This is a genomic window from Ferruginibacter sp. (assembly GCF_014377975.1).
In the GTDB taxonomy this organism is placed as follows: Bacteria; Bacteroidota; Bacteroidia; order Chitinophagales; family Chitinophagaceae; genus Ferruginibacter.
Genome location: NZ_JACMOO010000145.1, coordinates 1 through 25,779, shown reverse-complemented (window position 1 = coordinate 25,779; position 25,779 = coordinate 1). Strand labels below are relative to the sequence as shown.

The 25,779-nt window shown below is 37.5% G+C and carries 19 protein-coding genes; 5 read left to right on the top strand and 14 right to left on the bottom strand.

Going from position 1 to position 25,779, the window contains the following annotated elements; translation table 11 throughout:
* Positions 1 to 44: 44 nt before the first annotated feature.
* The 4 genes from H7254_RS08635 to H7254_RS08620 form a co-directional block, all read right to left on the bottom strand.
* Positions 45 to 1,403 (bottom strand): hypothetical protein, encoded by a 1,359-nt coding sequence (locus H7254_RS08635; protein WP_301932588.1) that lies wholly within the window; start codon positions 1,401 to 1,403, stop codon positions 45 to 47.
* Complete coding sequence (locus H7254_RS08630) at positions 1,403 to 1,993, bottom strand: DUF4255 domain-containing protein (RefSeq protein ID WP_301932587.1); 591 nt, start codon at positions 1,991 to 1,993, stop codon at positions 1,403 to 1,405. Before H7254_RS08630 ends, H7254_RS08635 begins: the two co-directional genes overlap by 1 nt.
* 186 nt (positions 1,994 to 2,179) lie before the next feature.
* The gene (locus tag H7254_RS08625; protein WP_301932586.1) at positions 2,180 to 2,419 is read right to left on the bottom strand and encodes a hypothetical protein; all 240 of its coding nucleotides are present in this window, start codon (positions 2,417 to 2,419) and stop codon (positions 2,180 to 2,182) included.
* Positions 2,420 to 2,771: 352 nt separating this feature from the next.
* On the bottom strand, positions 2,772 to 3,320 hold the full coding sequence (locus tag H7254_RS08620; RefSeq protein WP_301932585.1) for an RNA polymerase sigma factor: 549 nt from the start codon (positions 3,318 to 3,320) through the stop codon (positions 2,772 to 2,774).
* 647 nt (positions 3,321 to 3,967) lie between these two features.
* Here H7254_RS08620 and H7254_RS08615 point away from each other — a divergent pair.
* Positions 3,968 to 5,662, top strand: coding sequence for a hypothetical protein (locus H7254_RS08615; RefSeq protein WP_301932584.1), 1,695 nt, complete (start codon positions 3,968 to 3,970; stop codon positions 5,660 to 5,662).
* Positions 5,663 to 6,220: 558 nt separating this feature from the next.
* Here the strand turns inward: H7254_RS08615 and H7254_RS08610 are convergent.
* From H7254_RS08610 to H7254_RS08600, 3 genes are all read right to left on the bottom strand, one after another.
* Positions 6,221 to 12,256 (bottom strand): PAS domain S-box protein, encoded by a 6,036-nt coding sequence (locus tag H7254_RS08610; RefSeq protein ID WP_301932583.1) that lies wholly within the window; start codon positions 12,254 to 12,256, stop codon positions 6,221 to 6,223.
* Between the two features lie 443 nt (positions 12,257 to 12,699).
* Positions 12,700 to 13,668 carry a DUF3887 domain-containing protein gene (locus H7254_RS08605; protein ID WP_301932582.1) on the bottom strand — a complete coding sequence of 323 codons (969 nt, stop codon included), beginning with the start codon at positions 13,666 to 13,668 and terminating at the stop codon, positions 12,700 to 12,702.
* 35 nt (positions 13,669 to 13,703) lie between these two features.
* The gene (locus H7254_RS08600; protein WP_301932581.1) at positions 13,704 to 14,660 is read right to left on the bottom strand and encodes a nitrilase family protein; all 957 of its coding nucleotides are present in this window, start codon (positions 14,658 to 14,660) and stop codon (positions 13,704 to 13,706) included.
* A gap of 123 nt (positions 14,661 to 14,783) precedes the next feature.
* Between H7254_RS08600 and H7254_RS08595 the strand changes: the two genes are divergently transcribed.
* On the top strand, positions 14,784 to 15,608 hold the full coding sequence (locus H7254_RS08595; protein ID WP_301932580.1) for an SGNH/GDSL hydrolase family protein: 825 nt from the start codon (positions 14,784 to 14,786) through the stop codon (positions 15,606 to 15,608).
* A gap of 2 nt (positions 15,609 to 15,610) precedes the next feature.
* Here H7254_RS08595 and H7254_RS08590 read toward each other — a convergent pair whose 3' ends face one another.
* Positions 15,611 to 16,474, bottom strand: a complete 864-nt coding sequence (locus H7254_RS08590) for a ThuA domain-containing protein (RefSeq protein ID WP_301932579.1) — start codon at positions 16,472 to 16,474, stop codon at positions 15,611 to 15,613.
* A 126-nt stretch (positions 16,475 to 16,600) separates the two neighbouring features.
* Here H7254_RS08590 and H7254_RS08585 point away from each other — a divergent pair, with 126 nt between their 5' ends.
* Both H7254_RS08585 and H7254_RS08580 read left to right on the top strand, forming a co-directional pair.
* Positions 16,601 to 17,098, top strand: coding sequence for a DUF4251 domain-containing protein (locus tag H7254_RS08585; protein ID WP_301932578.1), 498 nt, complete (start codon positions 16,601 to 16,603; stop codon positions 17,096 to 17,098).
* A gap of 228 nt (positions 17,099 to 17,326) precedes the next feature.
* A complete protein-coding gene (locus H7254_RS08580; RefSeq protein WP_301932577.1) occupies positions 17,327 to 18,199 on the top strand; it encodes an OmpA family protein in 873 nt (290 codons plus the stop codon).
* Between the two features lie 65 nt (positions 18,200 to 18,264).
* Here H7254_RS08580 and H7254_RS08575 read toward each other — a convergent pair whose 3' ends face one another.
* Positions 18,265 to 18,591, bottom strand: coding sequence for a multidrug efflux SMR transporter (locus tag H7254_RS08575; RefSeq protein WP_301923154.1), 327 nt, complete (start codon positions 18,589 to 18,591; stop codon positions 18,265 to 18,267).
* 169 nt (positions 18,592 to 18,760) lie between these two features.
* Here H7254_RS08575 and H7254_RS08570 point away from each other — a divergent pair, with 169 nt between their 5' ends.
* The gene (locus H7254_RS08570; protein WP_301932576.1) at positions 18,761 to 19,510 is read left to right on the top strand and encodes a pyridoxine 5'-phosphate synthase; all 750 of its coding nucleotides are present in this window, start codon (positions 18,761 to 18,763) and stop codon (positions 19,508 to 19,510) included.
* A 19-nt stretch (positions 19,511 to 19,529) separates the two neighbouring features.
* Here H7254_RS08570 and H7254_RS08565 read toward each other — a convergent pair whose 3' ends face one another.
* From H7254_RS08565 to trpB, 5 genes are all read right to left on the bottom strand, one after another.
* Entirely contained in the window at positions 19,530 to 21,761 is a 2,232-nt protein-coding gene (locus H7254_RS08565) for a transferrin receptor-like dimerization domain-containing protein (protein WP_301932575.1), read from the bottom strand.
* 303 nt (positions 21,762 to 22,064) lie between these two features.
* The gene (locus H7254_RS08560) at positions 22,065 to 23,159 is read right to left on the bottom strand and encodes a TlpA disulfide reductase family protein (RefSeq protein WP_301932574.1); all 1,095 of its coding nucleotides are present in this window, start codon (positions 23,157 to 23,159) and stop codon (positions 22,065 to 22,067) included.
* A 45-nt stretch (positions 23,160 to 23,204) separates the two neighbouring features.
* On the bottom strand, positions 23,205 to 23,975 hold the full coding sequence (trpA, locus tag H7254_RS08555; protein ID WP_301932573.1) for a tryptophan synthase subunit alpha: 771 nt from the start codon (positions 23,973 to 23,975) through the stop codon (positions 23,205 to 23,207).
* Positions 23,976 to 23,979: 4 nt separating this feature from the next.
* Positions 23,980 to 24,447, bottom strand: coding sequence for a GNAT family N-acetyltransferase (locus H7254_RS08550; protein ID WP_301932572.1), 468 nt, complete (start codon positions 24,445 to 24,447; stop codon positions 23,980 to 23,982).
* Between the two features lie 8 nt (positions 24,448 to 24,455).
* Complete coding sequence (gene trpB, locus H7254_RS08545) at positions 24,456 to 25,649, bottom strand: tryptophan synthase subunit beta (RefSeq protein WP_301923795.1); 1,194 nt, start codon at positions 25,647 to 25,649, stop codon at positions 24,456 to 24,458.
* Between the last annotated feature and the right edge of the window lie 130 nt (positions 25,650 to 25,779).

The window sequence follows — 25,779 nt, the reverse complement described above, 5'->3', positions numbered from 1 at the left end:
TGTTTACTATTTAATAAATATTGTTAAGTTGATTTTTTGTATTGCTAACCCGTATCCACCGGGAACAAAGTCGATTGCGCCACCAATATATCTGAAAATATTTTTTGTCCTTCTATGCTGATGCGTTCGTCTGATACGGGGTTGGGCAGAAATTTTTCCTCTGTAATATTGCCAAACTTGTCTTTAACCGTAAACATCGCCGGCAATGCAGATGCATTTCTGGGAAGCCTGCTTACCAGGTTATTAGTGCCGTCTCTTTGTAAAAAAGATGATCCTGCATCCACCTTTAACTTACCCTGTCTGTCATTAATAAACCGCCAGAAGGCAGACCTACTTTTTACACGCACTTCAAATATCGGTGCAGGCAGTATAGTTCCGTCTGGCTTTTTTCGATAGGTTATCAAACCACCTGCATCATATAAATTATACGCCGCGTTACTTACCCCAGCTTTAATATTTATAACTGCCCAGCAATCGCTTAAAGTATCCCCACCCTCATAAAAAATAATTTTCTGAACAAGTTTTTTTGTATCATTTAACGTAATGGCCAGGCTATATACAATTGTTGCAGAAACGTCGCCCGTCGGCAGACTTACAATTGCATCCTGCGGTATAATAATATCAGAGCCAAGGTTATTAAAATTGAGTAATTGCTTTTTTAATGGCAGATCACTTTTAAATTCGTAGGTTCTTATTTTTTTACCAGTATGGTCGCTTAATTCAACGGTTGCTTTAGTTACTTTATCTTCCCCAACAAACACGTAAGTAAATTGTAACGGCACAAGCAGCTCATCATTTTTGTTGGCGTAACCATTTCCCTTAACAGGTAAAAAGTATGGCGTGTTTGCGTTTATATAAAAAAGACAAAGATTTCCTGTACTGTCTGTATACAGTTCTCCCTGCTCGTAGGTATAAGAAGAGTCAAAGGCAGCAATACCAGCGCACAAAACAGGGAACGTTTTTCCAGCAGAAATATCTTCATTTGTAAAATAATAAACGGCGGGTATGTTTCTTTTAATGCGCTTATTGGTTACCGCTGCCAGTAATTTATTTTTGAGCGATAACTTAACCAGCAGATTAGTTGTTGCAGGCAATTTAACAAGCGGTTTGTACACCAATGTTCCATCAGCCAGTTCGTCTTCATTAACCGGTGTAAATACTGAATAACCAGTATAAGTTGGAATGAGCCGAAGCCTGTAATCGGCAAAAGTTTTTTGTACGGTATCGGGCAACTGAAATAAAATTTCTTCACTGACAGATGGCCATCTTTGATCAAAACTATTGGCTAAAAAAGCATCTTTTTTAGTCAGATCATCAAACACTGTTGTCTCATCACTTTTAGAAAGATAATATTCATGCAGCAACTGCACTTCAAAAAGTTTTTTATAAGTAATTCCAGGCATTAATTATTAGTTGAAAATTTTGAAACTGTTGTGTCTATTTCTGCTACTACCGGCACTTCACGAATACGTTTGCGGTCTGTAATACTTATCAATCTTAATTTATACATGGCAAACGGAACCTGCCGCCCCCCCAGCGAGCCCCACAAATGATTTATTTGTTCAAAGGTGAGCGTATAAAGTTCAAGTGTAAATCGTAAGTCTGAAAACACACTCTGGCCAGAACCTGAAGACGCACCTGAAAAAGAAGTTTTACCCTGCAAAAACTGAATCACCAAAGCCAAACGTTGCAGTGCCAATATATAGCTGTCTCCAAAGTAATTACAACTTATCAGTACATATAAATTCAAAAAAGTGGGAGCGCTTTCGTAGGACGCATTTCCGGTTCCAGATCTTCTCAACGCTGATTGATTTTTTAAAGCAGACTCTTCTTCGATATTTACAAGTGTAATAACAATGTGATCTGACAACGAACTACCGCTGGACGTTTCTGCCAATCCAATATTATCTATCCGAACTGTTGCGGGATCATTATTTACACTGAGATAAGCAGCAAGTTCTTCCTGGAGCAAAGACAACGCAAGATCTATCATAATAAAATTTGAGAATTATTAATTTCTTATTTTACTTTATTCTAATTTTCTGGTAAGGCAACAAATATTTCTTTACAAATACGTGCAGGATTAATTTAACCTCTGCTGGCAAAAAAAATATTTTTAAATGGAGAAAAGTGTTTAAAACACAGACTGTTAAAACACAGGAGTAATTGAGCAATTACTTTACTTTTTTTTATTCTTTTGTATATCTGCAAAAATACGTTCCGTTATAATGTTGGTGTCTGGCTGGGGCGTGGTATCGGCGTATTGGTACGTCTCCAATTCTTTGGTAATCAGTTCCTTTAATAAGTCCTCATTTTTATCAATAGCAAAATGTGAAAATAACATCTGTAACTCGTCTGATGAAACCTGATTATTGAGGTATCGAATGAAAAGTTGTTCTATACTTTTATCCTGCTCCAAAGTTAAAATTTCATTAATTACTTAAATGTTTGCTTCTTATTTTAAGGCTGCTAAATATTTTTATTCAAGGGAGCGACTACCAGCATTTTTAAAAACAAGTTTTTTAATTTGACAAGTCTTTAATGTTGATTCATCAGTTTGTTTTTTTGAATAGAAAATCTGCGGATAATAAACAAAAATACATAAATACAGCATACTGATAATGACTAAATTATAATGGAATGTTTTATTCTTTCTTGTAAAGCAGTGCAGGGAAAATATTATAAATAATACGGATTAAGACATTGTTTCCTCTGTTTTAAAAAATAACGCAGGGAGATAATGAGAGCGGCTTCGTAAAATAATTATGTCGTCAGGTAAATGCCGGCAGTAACTTCATTTTAATAAATTGATTTGCTTTTACAATATGATCGCTGATGGTTGAAGAAGATACACCCAACTGTTGACTTACATCATCATAAGTCTTCCCTTCCAGTTTGCACAGGCTAAATATAAGTCTTCGCTTTGGGGGCAATAATTGAATAACTTTAGTTAGTAATAACGAATTTTCTTTATTAATTAATTTTTCTTCAATGGATAAATATTCTGCGTGCTCATTTAACTTTGAAGTTAATTTTCTTTCTTTTGAACATCTTCTAAAATAGTCGTAACATTTATTGGTTACCATACAAGATAAATATGCAGAGAAACATTTGGATGTATCTATACTTGCCCTTTTTTCCCATACAATAATAAACACCTCCTGCACTATTTCCTGAGCAATTATTTCATCCTTAATTATATGAGTAATTTTTTTGTATAAACAGGGACTATAGTGATTATAAATAGCCCCAAAAGCAATTTCACAACCACTGGATAGCTGAGTCAATTTTTCGTTTTCGTTATTAAGTGGCCGGTACATTATCAATATTTGTTTGGGTTACGATCAATTAGTGGACGGTTTAAAAAGAAGTTGTGGATTTTAAACTCAAATCGGTTAACAGCAAAATATTGCTGAAAAATATGCGCTCTTTTCAGCTTAATTCCACCTGTTTCAATTTAAATGCAAAATGGTAATTATCTGATTAAATAGTGACTATTTTGCATTAAACCTGATTAATAAATAAGGATTATATAATCATTATTTTCATTGTTTTGCAAAGCCGAAAGCAGATTTTTTCTTGTAGAGAAAAAGTAATAATAACGTTGGATAAATAAGTGATCCTCACTTTAAATAATTAACAGTATAAACATAATAACATTATTTAAATAAAACAATACCCTAAAAGGGGAAAAAATTTACCAAATTATCAGGACTGTTACATAGTCAACGCCAACAGACTCCACTCTTTTCACCGGGAGGCCTACTCTTATGCCATTGACAGCCCCGATGAACGCACACAAAAATAGAGCTGAGTGAGGCTGGCGATTAGTAATTTAGCTTTTTGTTGTTACCTTCAATAAATGATTTTTAAATAATCAGCAGTCCGGGGCTGTACATTATAGTCGCCACCACCTGCAGCAATATCCGAACATTAACGGTAACCTGTCCACTAAAACTTTGATATTATGAAATATCTTCTCAATACCTTATTGTGGTTGTTTTGTATTTTATCAGTGGCTGCACTCATATCATGTAACGGTAACAATTCAGTGCCATCAAAAGAATTAATTAACCAGATAGATTTAAAGAGAGGGAATGTTATATCCTGCGGTTCTCCCGATAAACAATTCGGTTCAGTAGATTTTGAAATGACCTGTAATGAAAAGGCAAAAAAAGATTTTAATCTTGCAATAGAATTGTTGCACTCCTTTGAGTATGACGAATCTGAAAAAGTTTTTGCAAAGGTTATTGACGAAACCCCGGAATGTGCTATGGCTTACTGGGGTGTAGCCATGTGTAATTTCCATCCATTGTGGACGCCACCCACAGAAGCTGAACTTCAAAAAGGAAGTAAGGCCATTGGAATAGCAAACACTATTTCGAAAAAATCAGAAAGAGAATCGGCTTACATCAATGCCATCGCGACATTTTATCAAGACTGGAACAAAACAGACCATCACACCCGTTGCATCAATTATGAAAAAGCAATGGAAAAAATCCACACCGCTTATCCTGACGATAAAGAAGCAGCTATATTTTACGCTTTGTCTTTAGATGCTTCGGCCAATCCGAATGACAAGACCTATATCAATCAGAAAAAAGCAGGTTCAATATTAAATGCACTCTACCCTTCAGAGCCCAATCATCCCGGAATCATTCACTATATTATCCATACCTACGATTATCCCGGACTTGCTGAACTTGCATTGCCTGCTGCACGAAAATATGCAGCGGTTGCCCCTAACTCTGCACATGCATTGCATATGCCCTCACATACTTTTACAAGGCTGGGGCTTTGGGACGAATGCATAAAATCAAACCTTGCATCCGTGGCTTCGGCAAAGTGTTATGCTGAGCAATCAGGCATTAAGGGGCATTGGGACGAAGAACTTCATGGCATGGACTATCTTATGTATTCCTATTTGCAAAAAGGTGAAAATAAACTTGCCAATGAGCAACTGAAATATTTAGAAACCATCCACGAGGTTCATCCTGCTAATTTTAAAGTTGCTTATGCCTTTGCTGCTATACCTGCCCGTTTTTTGCTGGAAAATAAAAACTGGTACAGAGCAGCAACATTACAGATGGCTCCTGCAAATTTTTCATGGCTACAATTTCCCTGGCAGGAATCCATTATACATTTTACCCGCTTGTTAGGCGCTGCTCATTTGGGAAATATAAAAAACGCAAATATTGAATTGGAAAAACTTAAACTATTACATGATACACTGGAACAGCAAAAAGATGAATATAAATCCCAGCAGGTAGCCATTCAAATAAAAACCGGCGAAGCATGGATTCAATTCGCAAAGGAAAAAACTACTGTAGCACTGAATTTAATGAAGCTTGCTGCAGATATGGAAGATGGTACGGAAAAGCATCCTGTAACTCCCGGTGAAGTGCTGCCTGCCAGAGAATTATTAGGAGACATGTTGCTACAGATTAATCAATATGAAAATGCTTTATTGGCTTATGAAGCAGTACTACAAAAGTGTCCTAATCGGTTTAATAGTCTTTATGGAGCTGGTTTAGCTGCAGAAAAATCAGAACAAAAACAAAAAGCAGTTTTTTATTTTAAACAACTTTTGACTATCTCAGATACTCTAAAATCTGACAGACCTGAACTTGCGGCTACCCGAAATTTTTTGGCAATGCACTAATATTTTATTTTTGACGGTTATTAAATTTGAAGTGGTTACCGCCAGTTAGGTAAGCAAGGAAAGTTTCATCCTAAGTTGCTCAAAGAACGTACTTGAACGGCTTAATTCGTGCGGCTCTTCCAGCAGCATCCGGCAGGTGCAGGAGTCCGATTTGTATGTAAAAATTATTGAACCGTTTAACTAAAAAAAAATAACCATAGTTCGATATTATGGATATAATAACCAGCGCAAAAAATTAGAGGTACAATTAAATGACAGGCTCCGCAAGCAAATTGATAAAGAACATCACAAGCAAAAATCCTACAAAAAATTTACTCAAACATCAACACTGCGTCCAATATTTTTTATATCATCACAAAATAAAGCCCAATAATAATGGTTAGAAAGTGCTATCAGGAATATTAAAGTGAAACAAAAAATATCAGACCAGCTAAAATCAACTCACGGTACAGAAGGACTTGCTATTCTGAGATCTGTTATGGATAACACCATCAATGCAGGGCAGCATACTTTGAACGATTGGATACTTATTGCTAAATGAGGCACTAAATAATATCGTTATTTTTTAATAGTAAAATAAAATGTTGTGCCTCTTCCTGGTTCAGATTGCAGCCAGATTTTTCCGCCCAGCTTTTCAATAATTTTTTTTGTAATTGCCAGGCCAATACCCGTTCCGGAAAACTCATTCTGGTTATGAAGCCGCTGAAAAATAATGAATATCTTGGTAAAATATTCTTCCTCAATACCAATACCATTATCTGCTACAGAAAATTGCCAGTATTTATCCTGCCCTGTTGCTGTTATTTTAATTTGAGTGGCAATATCCTTTCTTTTATATTTTAAAGAATTACCTACCAGATTTTGAAAAATCTGTATCAGCGACGACCGGTTAGCATGTAAAACAGGTAAGGCACCTACTTCAATAATGGCTTTATTTTCACCAATTTGTTTTTGAAGTAACTGTAGTATTTCATTTACCAATAAATTTAAATCAATCAATTCCATATTGCCTTCCGACCTGCCCACTTTTGATATTTCCAGTAAATCAATTATAATCTGGCGCATTCTTTTGGCTCCATCTACCGCAAAATGAATGTACTTTTTACCTTTATCATCAAATTTATCTGAATAATTAATTTCAAGGAGATTAAGGAAACTGGTTACCATTCTTAAAGGTTCCTGCAAATCGTGGGAGGCCACGTAGGCAAACTGTTCCAGCTCTGCATTTGATTCTGAAAGAGCCTTTGCCTGTATTAAAAGTTCCTGGTTAAGGCTGATTAATTTCAATTCATTTTTTTTCAGTTTTGTTATATCCTGTGTTGCCACAATCATCCTGATAGCCTTACCATTTTTATCACGGATTATTGAACCCCTGGAAAAAACATTTGAATAAGTTCCATCATTTTTTAAAATCCGGTATTCCTGTTTCCAATAATCATTTTCAGCATGGTTAAATGCCGTTTTCATGGAAGTTTCAATAGCGGTCATATCATCTGGGTGAATAAATTTTACAGCAGAAAAATAATCAGTCCCGCCATTATCATGCTCCAGTAAATTTTTAAAGCCGTCACCTGTATGGATAATTTCACCTGTAAGAATATTAAGATCCCAGATAGCATCATTGGTAGCTTTTGCTACAAGGTTATATCTTTCATTGCTAAGGCGTAGGGTTTCTTCCGCTTTTTTACGCTCTGCTACATCCCGCACAAAAGAAAGTAACCTTCCGTCGGTTAACAATTTGGAAGTGATTTCGAGGTGATTAAAATGACCATCTTTTCTTTTCATCACCCGCTCACTGATTACGACTTTTCCTTCCTTCAACGTTTCAAATTGAATTGGCCGTTCATTAATGTCATCTTCAATAAAAAAATCATAAATTGACATTTGCATTAATTCGTCTTCTGTATGTTGTGTTAATTTACAGGCACTGGCATTTACGGTAATAAAACGGCCTGACGCATTTGAAATAAAAATTCCGTCTGAAGCTTCCTCAACCAGTATACGGTATTTTTCCTCACTGGCTATTACCTGTTGTTCGTATGATAATCTTTCGGTTATATCAAGTACAGTTCCGGAAATCTTTACAATTTTATTGTTTTTATTTTTATTGATGTTAAAAGAAGCCTGCAGATAACGCAAGGGCATAAGAATGGGATTGGTACGAAAAATTCGTATATTATTGTGCTCAGAGCCTTTAGAGATATTTTGCCAAAATTCAATAAAAAGAATGCGGTCTTCCAAATGTATTCCTGCTGATAATTCTTTAAAAGAAGGAAGTTCAATACTTTCTTCAAAACCAAAAAAGCGAAACATCTGCTTAGACCATTTACCTATTTTATTTTCTACATCAAACTCCCAGCTTCCCAACTGCGCCAGTTCTTCAGCCAGCTCAAGCCTTTCCTTACTTTTTATTATTATTTCTTCTGCCAGTTTACGGTCTGTAATGTCTACATGAAAGCCATCCCAAAGAGTTTCTTCATCGTTTAGTTTTTTGGGAGAAGAAATAACCATAAGCCATCGCATTTCGCCTTTATGATTGAGGCAACGGACTTCCACATTAAATGGCTTCATAGTAAGGTATGACTCTATTTCAGCATCTGCCATTTTCAGCCTATCCTCTTTATGAATTATATTATATAAAATAGAAGGATCATCAATAATTTCCTGTGGTGTTCTGCCTGTTATTGCCAGCGAACCATTGCTGACATAATTAAACTTTCTGCTACCATCCCGATTACCTGTTAACTGGTATAACATTAAGCCTGGCAAATTGTCGCTCAACTTTTCTAATTGAACGCTTTTTTCAATTAACTTATTTTCGGCAGTTTTCAGTTGGGTAACATCTACCATGCTCCCTATTAAACGGATTGGTTCGCCTTCGTTATTCCTTTGTATCAATATCCTGCTAAGAATATTTTTCCAGCCGGTTTTATCAGAATAAAAGCGATATTCATCCACCAGAATTTTACTGTCAGAAGCTTGCGCATCTTCCAGCAATTGCATCGTGCGTGCCCTGTCGTTGGGATGAATTCTATTTGCCCATTCATCATACTCTGGTACCGGATCAGCGACAGTTAATCCATACAACTGCTGATGCATTTCGTTACCCCAAATCTTATTGGTGACAACATTCCAATCCCATACTCCGTCGCTGGTGGCTTTACCAATGAGTTCGAATCTTTCGCTGGCTTCCATAATTTCCCTTTCCGCTGCTTTTCTTTCTGATAAATCAACCCCCAGTCCTAAAATACAATCCTTTCCCAGATAATTAATTTTTAGGGAATTAATATAGTAAGGAATTTTCTTTTTACTTTTTGTACACAATACTACTTCAATACCAGGCGATTTTTTTTCAAATACCGTTCTTATCCGGTCTTTAATTTTATCTCTTTCATCTTCATCATAAAAATCAAATGGGCTCATTTTACCTATTTCATCGTCATCATAACCTGTAACTTTTTCAAAATTTTTATTCCATCTTATAAAGTTACCCTCCTTATTATACAGGTAAAATAGACCAGGTAAATTATTAATGAGGGTTTCGGTTAACTGCTTTTGTTTAAAAATTAAATCTTCTGCTTCCTTGTTTGCCGTAACATCTGTAATGGTACCCACATATCCGATTACCTCGCTGGCGGCATTTTTTTCAGGAATAGCCTGCCCTATTACCCGGGAAACAGTATCATCGGGATGAACAAAACGATACTCTGAAAAAGAAACACGGCAGCCTGTTACTTCTTTCGTCCAGTTATTGGCCAACATTTCTCTGTCATCTTTGTGCACCGCTGTTAACCAGCCGTTGCCTAAAGCCTGCTGAAAAGATAAACCTGAAATAATGCACCAGCTGGGGTTAACGTACGTTGTATACCCCTTAGCATCCGTACGAAAAATCCCAACCGGGCAAGACTCAGTAAGGGTATAATATCGGGCTTCACTTTCAATTACATCTGCGTCTGCTTTTTTTCTCAATGCTTCCTTCTCAAAATTTTCCAATGCAAAAGATACATCTACGGTTACCCCAAGCAGCAATTCGATTTCAGCGGCATCGAAAAAATTTTTTTCTGCAGAATACAATGTAAACGCCCCAATTACTATATCAAATTTTTTTATGGGCAATGCCATTAAAGAATTATATCCCCTGCGCATTACATCCTCTTTCTTTGTGGAAGGCGGCAACTCATTTTCAAAATCGTTACAAACAATATAGGTGCCTTTTTGTATAGCCGCACCAATAGGCCCGCTTTTTTCAAAATTATTTTCAGTTATATTAATTTTATCTGCATCATAATTTTCCATCCCTTTATCAACCTGCATTACTGTATTTAGTTTGCTAGTTTGATCATCAATAATTGTAATTAAGGCCCTTCCGAATTTCCCGCAGTCTACCGCAATTTTACAAGCTTCTTTAAAAAGAGAAGTTTCATCCGTTGTGCGCACAATCATATGGTTAATCTGGCTAATGAAAAGATACAGCCGGTTTGCTTTAATGATTTTTTGATCGGCAACTTTACGGGACTGGATATCGGAAATAATGCCATGCCATATTATAGTTCCATCTGTTTGTGCTACAGGCATCGAATTTGCTTCCAGCCATACTTCACCTTTTACAGGATGCAGGTAACGAAACTCTTTGTGCCAGGGTGTTATATTTTTTGCAGATGTTTTAAAATCATTATAAAGTGGATCTATATCATCGGGATGCCACAATTTTAAAATGCTGGAGGCATCGCTCAAAACCTCTTCCCCGGTAAAACCAAAAATATTTATAACGTCTTTGCTTACAAAAGTAAAACGCGGTGAACCATCCATATTCATTTTAAAAGAATAAATTAAACCGGGTACAGTTGCTGCAAAAATGGCAAACTTGTCCCTTTCTTCTCTAAGCAATGCTTCTCCTTGTATTCGATTTGTTACATCCCGGCAGTTGAACACAATTGCTTTTACATCTTCGTTGTGCAACCTGTTTATTACAATTCCTTCCAGCCATAAATAATGGCCGTCTTTATGTTTGTTGCGAAATAAGGTACATATGGGTTTGCCCGGATTGTTTAATATTAACCGGACAACATTTCGTGCATGCGCCAATTCATCTGGATGAATATTTTTTGTACCATCTTCCTCCTGCATGTCAGCATCGCTCCATCCCAAAATGCGCTGTGCCGAAGGACTGCGGTAAATAATTTTAAATGATTCATCCATCAGGGAAATAACATCCAGATCGTTTTCTATCAGCGAGAGAAAACGCCGTTCGTTTTTAGCAATCTGTTCTGTCCGGTCTTTTACTTTTTGTTCCAGTTCATCATTAAATTGCTGTAGCTTTTCTTCCAGTTGCTTACGCACACTGATATCTTTTACTATAAAATAGAAAGCGGTAATATCGCCGGCTGAATTTTTAATACAGTTACCCGTAACAAGGCCAAAAAAAGAAGAGCCGTCTTTATGGTAATATTTAACTTCTTCTTGCCAGGTTCCCGTATCCGCTATCAGATTTTCGACGCCGGTTATTTGCTGACTTGTAAATTTTATAAACTGAAGATCCGCAATTGTTTTACCGATGGCTTCATGGCTGGCATAACCGAATAATTTTTCGGCACCGCTGTTCCAGCTAATGATGCGTTGGTCGATACCCCGTGAAAAAATGGCTTCGGATGATTGCTCTACCATGCTTTCAATATAGTTAACCTGCTTACTGAGAATTTTTTGAGCTGTAATATCAAAACTCACTGCCACATAACCCGTTATTATGTCTTCACCATTTTTTATTGCAGTAACAGATGAGCTGACAAAAACTGATTGACCGTTTTTTGTTTTTCTTACTAATTCCCTGGTTTGATAATGGTGTGGTGTAGGCTCATCCATTATTATATTTTTTTCGTTATTTATAATATTGGTTCGCAACAGGGTATTCGAATCTTTCCCCAACGCCTCGTACCGTGAATAACCATACAGGTTTTCTGCAGCACTGTTCCAGCTTACTATTTTTTGATTAATATCCAAAGTAAATACTGCATCGTTTGATTGATTAATCTGAAGAGAAAGCCGGGATGCATTTTCTTCAAATAATACTTCTTTTTTTGAGCCGGTTATCTTCTTCTTTATTATAAAAAAACATATTGATACCAGCAGCAAAAATATAAGTGCTACGTTTATCCAGTGTTGCATTGTTAGTGCATTGTACAGCTCATCTTTTTGCTGCTCCAGTAACCTATTTTGTTGCTGGCTAATTTCACCCGCCTGCCTATAAATACCTTTACCAAATAACAGCGTTTCATTCTGCGTAAGCACTGGTAAGATAGCTAGTTTACTGCGAGGGTTTTGTATTGATATAACACTATCAGTTAACGCAATTTTTTTGTCTACATACCATAATAAAGAATCAACCATCTGCAGCTGTAATTTATCACCGGTAATTATTTTTCTTATATAATTTTTTTGAAGTGCAAAATTTATTTTTGATTGAAGATATGTTTGCCTGAACTGCTGCGGGCCGCTAAGGAGGTAAGCACTTGAAGAGGTTTCTATTTCAATTGCTGTGAAAGTAATTTTATTAGCGGCAAGCAATATTTCATTACTTTGGTCTGTAACAGTTACCATTTTTTTTAGATGATGTAACTGCAGGTAATAAACAACGGACAGCACTGTAAAAAAAAATAGAATGACTATTATTACTTTTAGTAAAATTTTATTTAAAAATAGCGTTAGCCGCATAGGTGCGTTTACATTTTGGACAAATAATTTACTAAAAACTATGTGGGGTAATAACATAGCCTCAATTTAAAGGTAGAATAAATAAATAGTATATGTCGTAAAGTAGTAATACTACTTGCATTTTTTAGAAAAATTACTACACTTTAACCATAGTCATAAAAAAAGCTGATAAAAATAACGGATGATTTTACCGCATTATTTACAATGTGGCCTGTCAATAATTGACCGAGGCCTTTAATAAAAAAAACGAACTAAAGCACAGGAAACAACATTTCCACAAATTGCACCGATCTTAAAAGAAAGCACGGGGTAACTTCAGCGAAGAAGGATTACCCCCTTTTAATTTTATCTTTTTTTATGGGAGAATAGTCAGTATTTATTTGCCCGTTTACAATCAGTGAATCAAAATAACATTTTACGCCGGTGGCAATATTCATATTTTCAACATTCTGAATGTGAAAATGTACATGTGGTTCCGAGGAGTTGCCAGAGTTGCCACAAAGCCCCAAAACGTCGTCCTGGTGTACTTTTTGACCTTCTGTTACCTTTATTGAGTGTTGTTTAAAATGAGCAAAAAATAAATATTCATTATTTGCAGTTTTCATAATAACTGTATTTCCCGGGATATATACCGGGTTAAATTCTCCAGGCATGTTATCTTTTACTCCGTCAACCACCAACACTATTTCTCCATCACAAGGTGCAAATATTTGTTGGCCAAAAGCATAATAATCATCATTTGCCAGCCCATCTGTTTTAAAAGAATTTCCTTTTGCATCTTTTATAACAATGTCGAACGCATTTTTTTGTGCGGTACTTTCAATATGGTAATTTAATTCTTTTGTATCGCCTCCCCATATCACAGTCCACTCCCCTTTAAATGGAAGTTTTAATTTGGTTAAGTTACGTGTAAGCTTTGGCAGATTGTCTTCAGTAAAAGGCTTTACAAATAAACCGTTGATCTTTGAATTATTGTCAACAGAAATATTTACCGCAAATAAGGCTCTTTCAAAATTTGTTTTGTACCGGGCATAGGTTCCACTTTCATATTTTATAAACTGCCGCTTTGCAATTTGCCCCGCCTGCGATTTTAAACCTGTTAAAAAACCGGTTGTTTTATCCAATGGTAATGCAGTTTGCATTTCAGTTGAAAACATTGCAAAAATACTGTCGTATTTACCAGTGTTGTAGTTAGCTTCAAATTTATCTGCAATGGCCTTGTAGGTTAAATTTTCTGTTTGCCCATACATGGCACTGATGATAAATGCAAGGACTATGGTTAAAAATATGTTTCGCATATCATTTATTATTTATGAAAGGGATTTGTAGTTTTTTATTTTTTAGCATCATTGAGCCACACAACCTTTTGTTCTGGCTGATGCTGCTGACCAAGAATATCCCGGTACAAAGCCGGCCGGCGTGCTTTTATATAGCGGTTCCCTCCTGCATCAATAAATTTTTCTGGTGTAAGTGTAGCCGTTACAAAACTGTCTTCAAACGAACGGCATTCTGCAATAATATCTCCAAATGGATCGATAATCATGGAGCAGCCATTTTTTAACTGATCAGCATCCATTCCAATGGGATTTGAAAAAATAACATACACCCCATTGTCATAAGCTCTTGCAGGCAGCCATTTCATTAGCCAGCCCCTTCCCTTCATTCCATCAAATTCAAGTCGCAACGAAGTGGGGTCAGCCTCCCGGTTTTGCCAAAGTACAGGATCAACAAAACCCGCGCCCGGCCTGGTGGATGGCGTACACATGGTTACGTGGGGCATAAAAATTATCTGTGCACCCAACAGGGTGGTTGCCCTTACATTTTCAATAATATTATTATCGTAACAAATTAAAATACCACATTTCCAGCCATCAATTTTAAAAATACAGTAGCTGTCTCCTGGTGTTAAATATGGGTTTATAAAAGGATGTAGTTTTCTAAACTTTGCAACCAGTCCGTTTTTATCAACACAAACATAAGCCTTGAATAAATTATCTTGTTCATCCTTTTCGAACAGTCCGGCCAGGATTACAATGTTATTATTTTTTGCTATTTCCGTAAGTTTCAAAATACTTTCCCCATCCGGAATCAGCTCTGCTACATCCAGCATTTGTTGCTTTGAAAGATGCCGTGCAAAGGTATACCCTGTAACAGCGCACTCATGAAAAGCAATAACATTGGAGCCTTCTTTAGAGGCTTGTTGTGATAGTTTTTCTATAACCGACAAATTATATTTTTTGTCACCACTTTTATTTTCAAATTGTGCGGTAGATATTTTTATATTGTTCATAATATTTGATATTTAAATATGGGCAAATCCAAATTAGCATAGCAGTTTAGTACAAAGTAATTACAGTACCGCGAATTATTAAAAACATTTTTATCTTTAGTTAAAATAGTAAATAACACAACCATGATAAAACTTGTATGCCTGGCAACCGCAATTGCTGCAATAGTGTCCTTTACCCGCAAACCAATTACCTGGGTTGCCATTGGAGATTCCATTACTTATTCAAATGAACATACCAACGAAACGGGCAACCGGGTTACAAAAGGATATATGACCAGGGTAACTGAAAAATTACCTGGTATAGAATATGTTAACAAGGGTTTTAATGGCTGGACAAGCGGGGGTATTGCCGACAATATTGAGAAGCTGGAGTTAACAAAAGCAGATGTGTATTCTGTTTTTTTAGGCACCAACGACTGGTGGCAGGGACATCCCATTGGAACTTTAATTGATTACAAAAACAACACCGGCATTAAAACTGTGTTTGGCAGTTACCGCATCATTATTAATAAACTGCATAGTTTAAATAAAGCCGCAGCAATTATTTTAATTACGCCCCTGCAACGGGCAGATTTTGTTTACATCAATGACAAGAAAAACAATGCCTGGGGCAGTTACAAAGCGAAGAACGGACAAACGCTGGCTCAGTTTGCAGATGCCATCAATGCCATTGCAGCCTACGAACATTTTGCAGTGGCCGACCTGTACAACAACAGCGGCATTACATTGAACAACCTGGTAAAATTTAAGCGGTTAAAAAATCCTTCTACGGGTGTTTATACCAACTATCCTTACCCCGCTTTTATTGACATTCCTTTTAACCCTGAAACCGATGAATATCCTTACCCAACAGACGCCATTGATATGACCTATGACGGCTTGCATCCATCTGATAAAGGCTTTACCGTTATTACCGATATGCTTGTTAAACTGATGGAAAAATTATAAAGCTATGGTTTCCTGGAACTACCCAACCATAAAAGCCCATCAATAATCAGTTTGTTTTGCACAGCACTGCTAAAAGTAGAAGACAGCGTTTTGTTGGTTTTATTTTCGAAGTCAATATCATTGTGGCCCATGTTGAAGTAGATCATTTTATATTTTTTATTTGTCCATACCTCAGGGTAATATCCACTGTGCCAAATCTCTGAAGGTTTAGGCCCGGTGCCTAAAGGAAAACTGGTGGAGTCGATGGACAACAGGATGCTGATATCCGGATTGGTTCGCAGGTCGTTTTCCCAGCGATACCACTCATTGGGTGCGGATGAAAATATATGTGGTAAATTTTTCGTGGCCGGATGGGTTGAATTTTCTACCCGTAAGATTGCACTGGTAGGCCGCCATGTATTGCCGGCATAAGATCCGGAACCTAAAAACTGGTTGTGATACCAATCCCAGTTTTGTGGAAAATCGGAAGGTGTTAAAGCAAAACCTGAAAAATGAAAACCCATCCAGCCTCCACCCTGTTCCATATATTTTTGAAAAGCGGCTCGTTGCCTGGCATCATCCGGGCGGGTATCTAAAAACATTACTACCTGATACCGGGCAAGAAATTCCGTATTCAAATTATTCCAATTGCTGGTTGTATCGTATTTAAAATTATATTTTTTTGCGGTTGCGGGAAACCAACTATTGGCTTCATCAACAAAGCTTATGTGCGCCTGTTCTACTCTTGCTGTAAAAAAAGCAATTATTTTAAAAGCGGGTGTTTTCCTTTTTGCCTGCGCTATGCTATCAAAATTAAAACACCAAAACAATAGCCCTAACAGTATAGAAAAAGATAACTGCCTATTTATTTTTTTACAAATGATCATGTGTGTATTTTTTTAATCAATATTATTTTTATTTTACCAACTTTGAAGATACTGGTAAATGAATCCTAACTCCCCGCATTAACGTTTTCTTTAAAAAGCAAATTGTAACTTTAAACTAAAAGTGTGATGAAAACTTTTAAAGGAATATTGTCATTTCTTCTTTTGATGGCACTATTTACCGGCAATACCAACATTGTAATTGCACAAAAAAAAGTGTCTGCAAAAGAAACGGAAATTAAAAATCTGTTATATAGTCAGCAGTATATTTTTTATGCACAATCGGCAATACCTTCCAGTGGCCGTCAACGGTTTTTGACCAGTGAATATACAGTAACCATTTCGAAAGATACTATTGTATGTTACCTTCCGTATTTTGGACGTGCCTATTCTGCTATGTTGGGCACCACGGACGGCGGCATAAAATTTACATCTGTTGATTTCGATTATACAATTTCTGACAGAAAAAAAGGTGGCTGGGAAATTAATATACATCCAAAAGGCGGCCAGGATGTACAAAAATTAAATTTTACAGTTTATAATAATGGTACAGCATATTTATTTGTAAACAGCAATAACCGGCAGTCTATATCCTTCAACGGATATGTTAGGGCCAGGAAAAAATAATTGCTTTTTCTATTTACGCAAACAGTTGCCTTCAACAAACTGCAAAATTCTATGCTGGCAGTATTCATTAAAATGTGATTTTGTAAAATGTACGTAAGGTAATATGCAAAAGATGACAATTGGAAATAATGTATAAGTCCTTTTAAAATCATCTGTATTTAACCTGCTGTTTTTTTTCTTTTTAAAACTAATCAGATACCTTCGCTGATAATTAAAACTCTTAAAAATATGAAATGTAACTACGGTATTATTTTAGGTACGGCATGTGCCTTATTTTTTAGCTCTTGTGTGAGTAAAAAAGTAATGAAAAGCGAACAGGATAAAAATGCTGCATTGCAAATTGAATATGCCAAACTTCAGGATGAGCTTAAAAACTGTACAACCCTTACCGCCTCAGATGCACAAAGCAAAGCTTTGCTGGATGCTGAAATAGCGAGTCTAAAAAAGCAGATGGATTTCTTAAAACAAAATAATTCTACTGCCTTAAAACAATTGGAAAATTTATCGGTGATCAGCGGATCACAAGCCGAAAGCATCAAAAAATCGCTGGATAATATCGGTGCAAAAGACGCATATATTCAGGATCTTCAGTCTGCCATCAGCCGCAAAGACTCTTTGAACCTTGCACTGGTAACCAATTTAAAAGGTGCCATCGGAAATATGGATGATAAAGACATAAATATTAAGGTAGATAAAGGAGTAGTGTATATTGACATCAGCGATAAATTGTTATTTAAAAGTGGCAGTTTTAATGTGAGCGAGAAAGCGGGTACGGTATTGAGTAAAGTAGCAACCGTTCTGAAAAATCAGCCTGATATTGAATTTATGGTTGAAGGACATACCGACAATGTTCCTTATAAAGGAAATGAAATGCTGGCAGATAACTGGGACCTTAGTGTAAAGAGAGCCACTGCTGTAGTGCGTATTTTACAAAATCAGTATGGTCTTAATCCTGCTAATATGACTGCCGCCGGACGAAGCGAATACAAACCTGTTACCGACAATAATACTGCTGAAGGAAAAGCTGCTAATCGCCGCACAAGAATTGTTATTTTACCTCAGCTTGATCAGTTTTTTAAATTACTGGAACCAAAAAAATAATAAAGTTTTAAAATATTAATTACAAAAAACCATCTTTTAAAAGATGGTTTTTTGTTTTATAAATTTTATTGACTGACGTACTTTAATCCGGCAATTGAAGCGATCAATGTTGCAATAAAAAATAGACGGGCAAAGTCTGCCGGCTCTTTAAAAAACAGTATCCCGATAATCACCGTACCTACAGCACCAATACCTGTCCACACAGCATAGGCAGTACCCATGGGCAAGGTTTGTGTTGCCTTGTACAATAGCAACATGCTTACAGATAAGCTGATAAAAAATCCTGTAATCCATGCTGCAGAAGTTGCGCCGCTTGTAAGTTTTGCTTTCCCAAGGCAGGTGGTAAACCCTACTTCAAATAAGCCGGCGATGATGAGTAAAATCCAGTTCATAATCTTTTATATTTACCTGGCCTGCGGCCAATATGAAATGCAAACATAACCACTTGTTATGCAATTGAAAGCTACCTTTAACGAATAAGTTCACCACTTAAAAAATCAATTTTCTTCTTAAAACCCTGTAAACACCTGTAACTTTACGGCAATACTAAACATTTATTTTATGACATCACTTTCTGTAAATATCAATAAAATAGCTACGCTTCGCAATAGCCGCGGTGGCAATAATCCTGATTTAATTAAGACAGCGCTGGATATTGAACGTTTTGGCGCAGCAGGTATTACAGTACATCCAAGACCGGATGAAAGGCATATCCGCTATGCGGACGTGTTTGAATTAAAAAGAGCAATCAGTACCGAATTAAATATAGAAGGGAATTGCACAGAAGAAAAATTTGTGCAATTGGTATTGTCTAACAAACCGGCCCAGGTAACGCTGGTGCCAGATACGTTGGGGCAAATTACCAGCAACCATGGCTGGAACACCATTGAGCATAAAGATTACCTGACAAAAATGATAAGCCTGTTTAAGCAGGAAGGGATACGCACATCCATTTTTGTTGACCCAATAACCGAGATGATAGAGGGAGCTGCCGCTACCGGTACCGACCGCATTGAATTGTACACAGAAGCCTATGCAAAAGATTCTGCCTCAGGTAAAAAAGAAGCTGCGATCGCGCCTTATATTACCGCTGCTAAAAAAGCAAATGAACTTGGTTTAGGCATCAATGCTGGTCACGATCTTGACTTACTGAATCTGCAATATTTTAAACTACATATTCCTGGTTTGCTGGAAGTGTCCATTGGCCATGCATTAATTTGTGATGCACTTTATCTTGGTTTGGAAAATACGGTTCAGTTATACAAGCGTTGCCTGAGTAATGTTGAATTGTATGTTTATGGCAAAGAATAAATCAAATACTTTTAAAAAATCACTTCGCTCCCATTGCTGCAGCATCTAAATAAACAGCAAAATTATTAATAGTTGCTGCCGCTATTTCAATCTGCTCCTGTGCTTCTTTCCAGTTACGTTGTTCGATGGCCTCTGTTATGCCGGGCAATGTTTTTACGCCGTAGCCGGTAAAAAATCCAGGCGCATAAATGGCGTGCCTGTACCAGCCACGTCTTGGCAATCCGTCTTTGGTAAGTAACACTTGCTCTGCCCGGTACAAATGTTTGTTCAGTTCATTTTTTTTATCGGCAGTCATTGTATTGCCAGTAACTGCATTTAAAGCATCTGCACTTTTCGCCAATGTTGCCACTGCATTTTGCAGGGAACCAAAGTTTAAAAAAGGCACTTCTGCTTTAGCCACGGGCGGCAATAAAGGTTCAGTTACTTTATTGGAAATGGTATAATATTTATCATGTATCAACTGATTTTCCACCAGGGTATTTTCCCTCATTTCATCTGCCATTGCAATTACATCTGTAGTGTATTTGTTAATGGTGGTTTGCAAATTTCTAAAATCAAAGGGCAGGCTTTCCGCATCAGCAAAGCGCAACGTTGTACGGCCGGCTGTTTTGGCTAATGCCACTCCGTATTCAAATGTAGGGTCTTTAAACCGTTTGTATAAGTCATAAGAATCATAAATGGAATGGTACTCTCCTCCTTCATCTTCGCCTCCAAAACCAAGGTTTAAAGAAGGGATGCCAATGTGTTGGGCAAAAGGAGAAAAATCAGAACCAGAGCCAAGTGCAGGTAATACGAATGTATTTTTAGCCATTGCATCCTTTTTCGCTTTTGCAGAACCCGCTTTTACAATATTCAACGATTTTCTTCTGTCAAACACGCTCACATTGGTTTGCGGATCGGTAACTGCTTTCGCAATTTCAGTAAATGCCGGTTCCAGTGCCTGCGATCCACCGGCATCTAAAAAGCCCCGGCCATTGCCATCAGAATTAATGTACAATACTGCTTTTTTTTGCAATTCATCTGCATGCGTTTCTACCCATTCTGTTGAGCCCATCAATCCAGGCTCTTCGCCATCCCAGGCACAGTACACAATAGTACGTTTTGGCTTCCATCCTGTTTTTACCAGCTCCGATACGGATCTTGCTTCTTCCATCATGGCAGCCTGACCGCTTAACGGATCGTTTGCACCATTTACCCACGCATCGTGGTGGTTGCCACGGATCACCCATTCATCTGGAAAATCTGATCCCTTTAATTTGGCAATAACATCATACAATGGCTTTATCTGCCAATTAAATGACAGTTTTAAATGTATTTTATTTGTGCTAGGTCCGGCATGGTACGTGATCGGTAGAGCCCCTTTCCATTCGTCTGGAACCACAGGCCCTCCAAGGCTTTCCAGCAAAGGCAACGCATCTGCATAACTAATCGGTATTACCGGTATTTTCAATAAATTGGTGGCATCTTTTCTATCTAGCCTGATTGCATCTTTTGTTGCGCCAATGCCTGGTGTTAATGGGTCTCCAGGGTAAATAGGCATATCCATTACTGAACCTCTTTGAGCGCCGCCGGCTGGTCTGAATGGCCCCTTTGGATAAACATCTCCCTGAAAATAACCATCGTCTTTAGGGTCTGAATAAATAATACAACCTATGGCACCATGTTCCTGCGCTACTTTTGGCTTGATACCCCGCCAGCTTTGCCCGTATTTAGCAATTACAATTTTACCTTTTACATCAATGCCCATCCGTGCTAATTTTTCATAGTCGGCGGGTACGCCATAATTTACAAAAACAAGTTCTGATGTTACGTCACCATCTGCACTCCAGCAGTTGTATACGGGTAATTGAGTAGCCTGCTGACCTGATGTGGCGTCTTCTTTTAAAGCAGGTTCTTTTAAAGCTGCTTTAAAATTTCGGGTACCGGTCATTTCCAGTATTCTTGTAACTGGTGTAGGAAAAAGTACATAAAAAGTTTCTATTTCGGCATCATAACCCCAGCTTTTAAATTTATTAAGAATATATTTAGCATTTGCCTCATCACCTGGTGAGCCTACATGATGCGGTACGGCAGACATCTCTTTAATAAAAACATCAATATTTCTAGCAGAAAGATTACCATCAAACATTTTTTCTGCAGAAAGTTGAGCCCCCGCAGCAGCTGGGCTAAAACCCAGTATGGATGTGGATTGTGCCATCGATGCAACAGCAACAAAACTACCTGCCAGCAGCAGTGTATAATATTTTCTCATGGTTAAATTTTTTGTGAATTTTTTATACTCATTCTTACTTTCTGTCAACGAATATAGCTTTTTAATGCAACACCAAAACGAGGAGCGGTGGAAACGGGATGCTTCAGAAGCATACTGATTAAAACGGATGATCGATATGCTGACGATACTGATAAAAACTAATAAAAAGCAAATCCGTTGTATCCGGTCAAGCCCGTCCTGTCAGCGTTTCTATGATATACATGCTGATGACACTGTTTCAGACTAATTAAAATTGATAAAAATAATCCGTTCTTTCTGTTTCGATCCGAAGTATTTGTGTTTTTATTTAAGCAGAGAATTTAGCTTTCTTTCAAGGTCTGGTCCGCGTAAATTTTTGGCAATAATCTTTCCATCAGGGCCAATTAAAAAATTTTGTGGAATACTAAAAATGCCAAACTGTTGCGCTACCGAATTACTCCAACCCTGTAAATCACTCACATGGTTCCAGGTTAATCCATCCATATTGATGGCCGCAACCCAGTCTGGTTTAGCCTTATCCAAACTTACACCCAGTACCGTAAAACTTTTATCCTTAAACCTGTTATAATTTGCCACTACATTGGGATTTTCCTGGCGGCACGGGCGGCACCAGCTAGCCCAAAAATCTACCAACACATATTTGCCCCGCAAAGAAGATAAACTTACAGGATTGCCTGTGGTATCGGGTTGTGTAAAATCAGGAAGTAGCGTTCCCACTGCATTTTTTTTTGCTTCTGCAATTTGCTGGGCGATATAGTTACCCATGGCAGAAGCCTTTAAGGTAGCGTTTAAATCATTGTACATCGATTCCATTTTCGGGGCATCAGCCGCCAACTGATTATACCGGATAATAGCCAGGGGGGTAACAAACGAAGTTGGATGCTGTTGAATAAAATTATTAATTGCTTCCAGTGCTTTGGATGTTTCGCCTGTATCTTCTATAGCGTTTTCTGCAAATACTTTTTGGTAAGGCTGAATGGTTTTTAATAAATTTTCATAGTCTGCATGTGAAGGTGATCCGGTGACAACACTGTTGTCAAGTGCATCTTTGGAACCTTTAATATTTACTGCACTGTTATCTAAAAACAATGTAAGATATGGAGGCTGCTTATTAAATAAAAGAACTTTAAAATCTGGTGTGGCTGTACTTCCTTTTAGTACAAATTTATTTTTACTGATGGTTGTTTCTGTTTCAGGAGCACCTGTCTGACCATTTAATAATGCAACCGGAGTACCATCTGCAAAGCCAGTAATTTCACCATGAATACTATAGCCATTTACCGCTACAGCGGCTGCTGAAGTGGTTTTTTTAACCGTGCCGGCCGGCTTTTTTTTGGTTTTTGTTTGTGCTGATAACAGTAAGGGCAATAACAATGCTACAATAAAAATTGACTTCATAAGTATATTTTGAACTCACAATTTAGCTCCTTTTAAGCAAATACATTATTCAGTAATACTATTTAGGAATTCTTTAGTGGTTGCCTGTATATTTATAGTGTTCTGCAATGCTTTAATATACGCACTTCCAATAATAGCACCGTTTGAATAAGCACTGGCAGATTGAAAAGTGGCTTTGTCTTTTATGCCAAACCCAACCAGGATGGGGTTTTTGAGCTGCATGTTTTGTAATTTTTTAAAGTAGTTAGTTTGATCACTGATGGCTTTATTGTTGCCGGTTGTGGAGGAAGAAGAAACAGCATATAAAAAACCGCTGGTTAAACTATCTATTTTACGGATGCGTTCTTCACCGGTTTCGGGGGTTACCAAAAATATAAAACGAAGATTATGCTGATTGAAAAGCTGCTGATAAGTTGTTTCAAATTCGTACATGGGCAAATCAGGTAAAATAATGCCATCTACACCAACCGCTTCTGCGGATGCACAAAATTTCTCCAGGCCATATTGCATGATGGGATTCATGTAGCCCATCAAAATAATGGGTAATTCAATGGTTTCTCTCATATGTTTTAATTGTTCAAACAATATAGAAATGCTCATTCCATTTTCCAGCGCTATCATATTACTTTCCTGTATTACAGGCCCATCGGCCAGCGGATCACTGTAGGGCATACCGATCTCTGCAAGGTCTGCGCCATTTACCTGCAGTGCTGTCAACACTTCAACTGTGCTGTTTAAATGTGGATACCCTGCGGTACAGTACACATTTAAAACATCCGACTTCTTTTTCGCAAATAGCTCGTCAATCCTGTTCATAACTTTATATTATTTCAAGTTCCATTTTAATATTGGCCCGTTTATATTCCGATGTAAAATCAGTCACTGCCTTAAATCCATATTTTTCGTACAGGTGAATGGCAGCTAGTAAAGTGGTGTTTGAATACAAAATCACTTTTTCAAGGGTCATTTTTTTCGCCTCCGCCAAACAAAATTCCATCATTATATTACCAATATTTTTTCCGTGATACTTTTCTTCCACCGCCATCTTAGACAATTCAAAAATTGTATCTGTTACTTTTAACAACGCAACGGTACCGGCTATTTCATCATTGAAAGTGGCGAAAAAAATAAAGCCTCCTTTATCAATATAATGCAGCTTTGGATTGCCTAACATTTTTTCATCCAACGCTTCCACTTCAAAATATTTTTTAAGCCAGGCCTTGTTTAATGCTGCGAAATGCCCAGCTAAGTGATCACCAAAAGGAATGATCGCTATTTTATTTTTCATCTTTATCCTTATAAATATTCCATGTAAGTTGACAGGTCTTTATCCCCTCTTCCGCTTAAACAAATCACTACCACGTCCTCCTTTTTAAAAGTCATTTCATTCAACACATGAAAAGCATGCGCTGTTTCCAATGCCGGAATAATTCCCTCTGTACGGCTTACTTCAAAAGCTGCTTTTAATGCTTCGTCATCGGTAGCACTCATAAAAACAGCCCGGCCAGTTTTAAATAAATGTGCATGCAAAGGTCCAATACCGGGATAATCCAGACCCGCTGATATGCTATGTGGTTCTGTAACCTGGCCATCATCGGTTTGCATCAACAGGCTTTTGCTGCCATGTAAAATTCCTGGCTTACCCAATTGGGTGGTCGCCGCACTCATTCCACTATCAATGCCACAACCTGCTGCTTCCACTGCTACCAGTTGCACTGACAAATCATCCAGAAAATGGTAAAATGCACCGGCGGCATTACTGCCCCCACCTACACAGGCAATAACGTGCGTAGGCAACTCGCTTCCCGTTTTTTCAAGCAATTGCTTTTTTATTTCTTCGCTGATGACACTTTGAAAACGGGCCACCAAATCCGGGTAAGGATGCGGCCCAACTACACTACCAATAATATAATGCGTATCTACCGGATTATTAATCCAATCCCTGATAGCTTCATTGGTAGCATCTTTCAGCGTTTTACTGCCGCTAATGGCAGGCACTACGGTTGCACCCAGCATTTTCATCCGGGCAACATTCGGAGACTGGCGTTCAATATCTTTTTCGCCCATGTACACGATACATTCCATGCCTTTCAATGCACATACGGTGGCTGTTGCAACGCCGTGCTGACCTGCACCGGTTTCTGCAATAATTCTTTTTTTACCCAACCGTTGTGCTAATAAAATCTGTCCCACTGTATTGTTGATTTTATGTGCTCCGGTGTGGCAAAGATCTTCCCGTTTCAGGTAAATGGATGCACCATGTTTTGTACTCAGTCTTTCTGCCAAAAACAAGGGTGTTGGCCGGCCTACATAATCCCGAAGCAATAACTGAAGCTCCTGCTGAAATGCAGGCTCCTGCATTATTTGTAAGTATTGTTCCTGCAATTTTTTTACATTGGGATACAGCATCTCAGGAATAAAAGCACCGCCGAAATCGCCGTAATATCCATAATCGTTTACGGCGAAATTATTTGTTATTGTTTTGTTCATTTGTATTTAAATTTTAATCCTTTAAACGGATTGTTTCACACACTTCTATTTTTCAAATTCTTTTATAATCTTCTTCGTCTAAAATCAATTCCAGAAATTTTAAATCCATCCATTTATTAAATTTATAACC

Coding starts and splice junctions, on each gene's coding strand:
- H7254_RS08585 (WP_301932578.1), top strand. CDS start 16,601: ATGAAAACTTTTAAAGGAATATTGTCATTTCTTCTTTTGATGGCACTA.
- H7254_RS08600 (WP_301932581.1), bottom strand. CDS start 14,660: ATGAACAATATAAAAATATCTACCGCACAATTTGAAAATAAAAGTGGT.
- H7254_RS08630 (WP_301932587.1), bottom strand. CDS start 1,993: ATGATAGATCTTGCGTTGTCTTTGCTCCAGGAAGAACTTGCTGCTTAT.
- H7254_RS08610 (WP_301932583.1), bottom strand. CDS start 12,256: ATGGTAACTGTTACAGACCAAAGTAATGAAATATTGCTTGCCGCTAAT.
- H7254_RS08570 (WP_301932576.1), top strand. CDS start 18,761: ATGACATCACTTTCTGTAAATATCAATAAAATAGCTACGCTTCGCAAT.
- H7254_RS08605 (WP_301932582.1), bottom strand. CDS start 13,668: ATGCGAAACATATTTTTAACCATAGTCCTTGCATTTATCATCAGTGCC.
- H7254_RS08615 (WP_301932584.1), top strand. CDS start 3,968: ATGAAATATCTTCTCAATACCTTATTGTGGTTGTTTTGTATTTTATCA.
- H7254_RS08560 (WP_301932574.1), bottom strand. CDS start 23,159: ATGAAGTCAATTTTTATTGTAGCATTGTTATTGCCCTTACTGTTATCA.
- H7254_RS08565 (WP_301932575.1), bottom strand. CDS start 21,761: ATGAGAAAATATTATACACTGCTGCTGGCAGGTAGTTTTGTTGCTGTT.
- H7254_RS08590 (WP_301932579.1), bottom strand. CDS start 16,474: ATGATCATTTGTAAAAAAATAAATAGGCAGTTATCTTTTTCTATACTG.
- H7254_RS08575 (WP_301923154.1), bottom strand. CDS start 18,591: ATGAACTGGATTTTACTCATCATCGCCGGCTTATTTGAAGTAGGGTTT.
- H7254_RS08635 (WP_301932588.1), bottom strand. CDS start 1,403: ATGCCTGGAATTACTTATAAAAAACTTTTTGAAGTGCAGTTGCTGCAT.
- trpA (WP_301932573.1), bottom strand. CDS start 23,975: ATGAACAGGATTGACGAGCTATTTGCGAAAAAGAAGTCGGATGTTTTA.
- H7254_RS08580 (WP_301932577.1), top strand. CDS start 17,327: ATGAAATGTAACTACGGTATTATTTTAGGTACGGCATGTGCCTTATTT.
- H7254_RS08550 (WP_301932572.1), bottom strand. CDS start 24,447: ATGAAAAATAAAATAGCGATCATTCCTTTTGGTGATCACTTAGCTGGG.
- trpB (WP_301923795.1), bottom strand. CDS start 25,649: ATGAACAAAACAATAACAAATAATTTCGCCGTAAACGATTATGGATAT.
- H7254_RS08620 (WP_301932585.1), bottom strand. CDS start 3,320: ATGTACCGGCCACTTAATAACGAAAACGAAAAATTGACTCAGCTATCC.
- H7254_RS08595 (WP_301932580.1), top strand. CDS start 14,784: ATGATAAAACTTGTATGCCTGGCAACCGCAATTGCTGCAATAGTGTCC.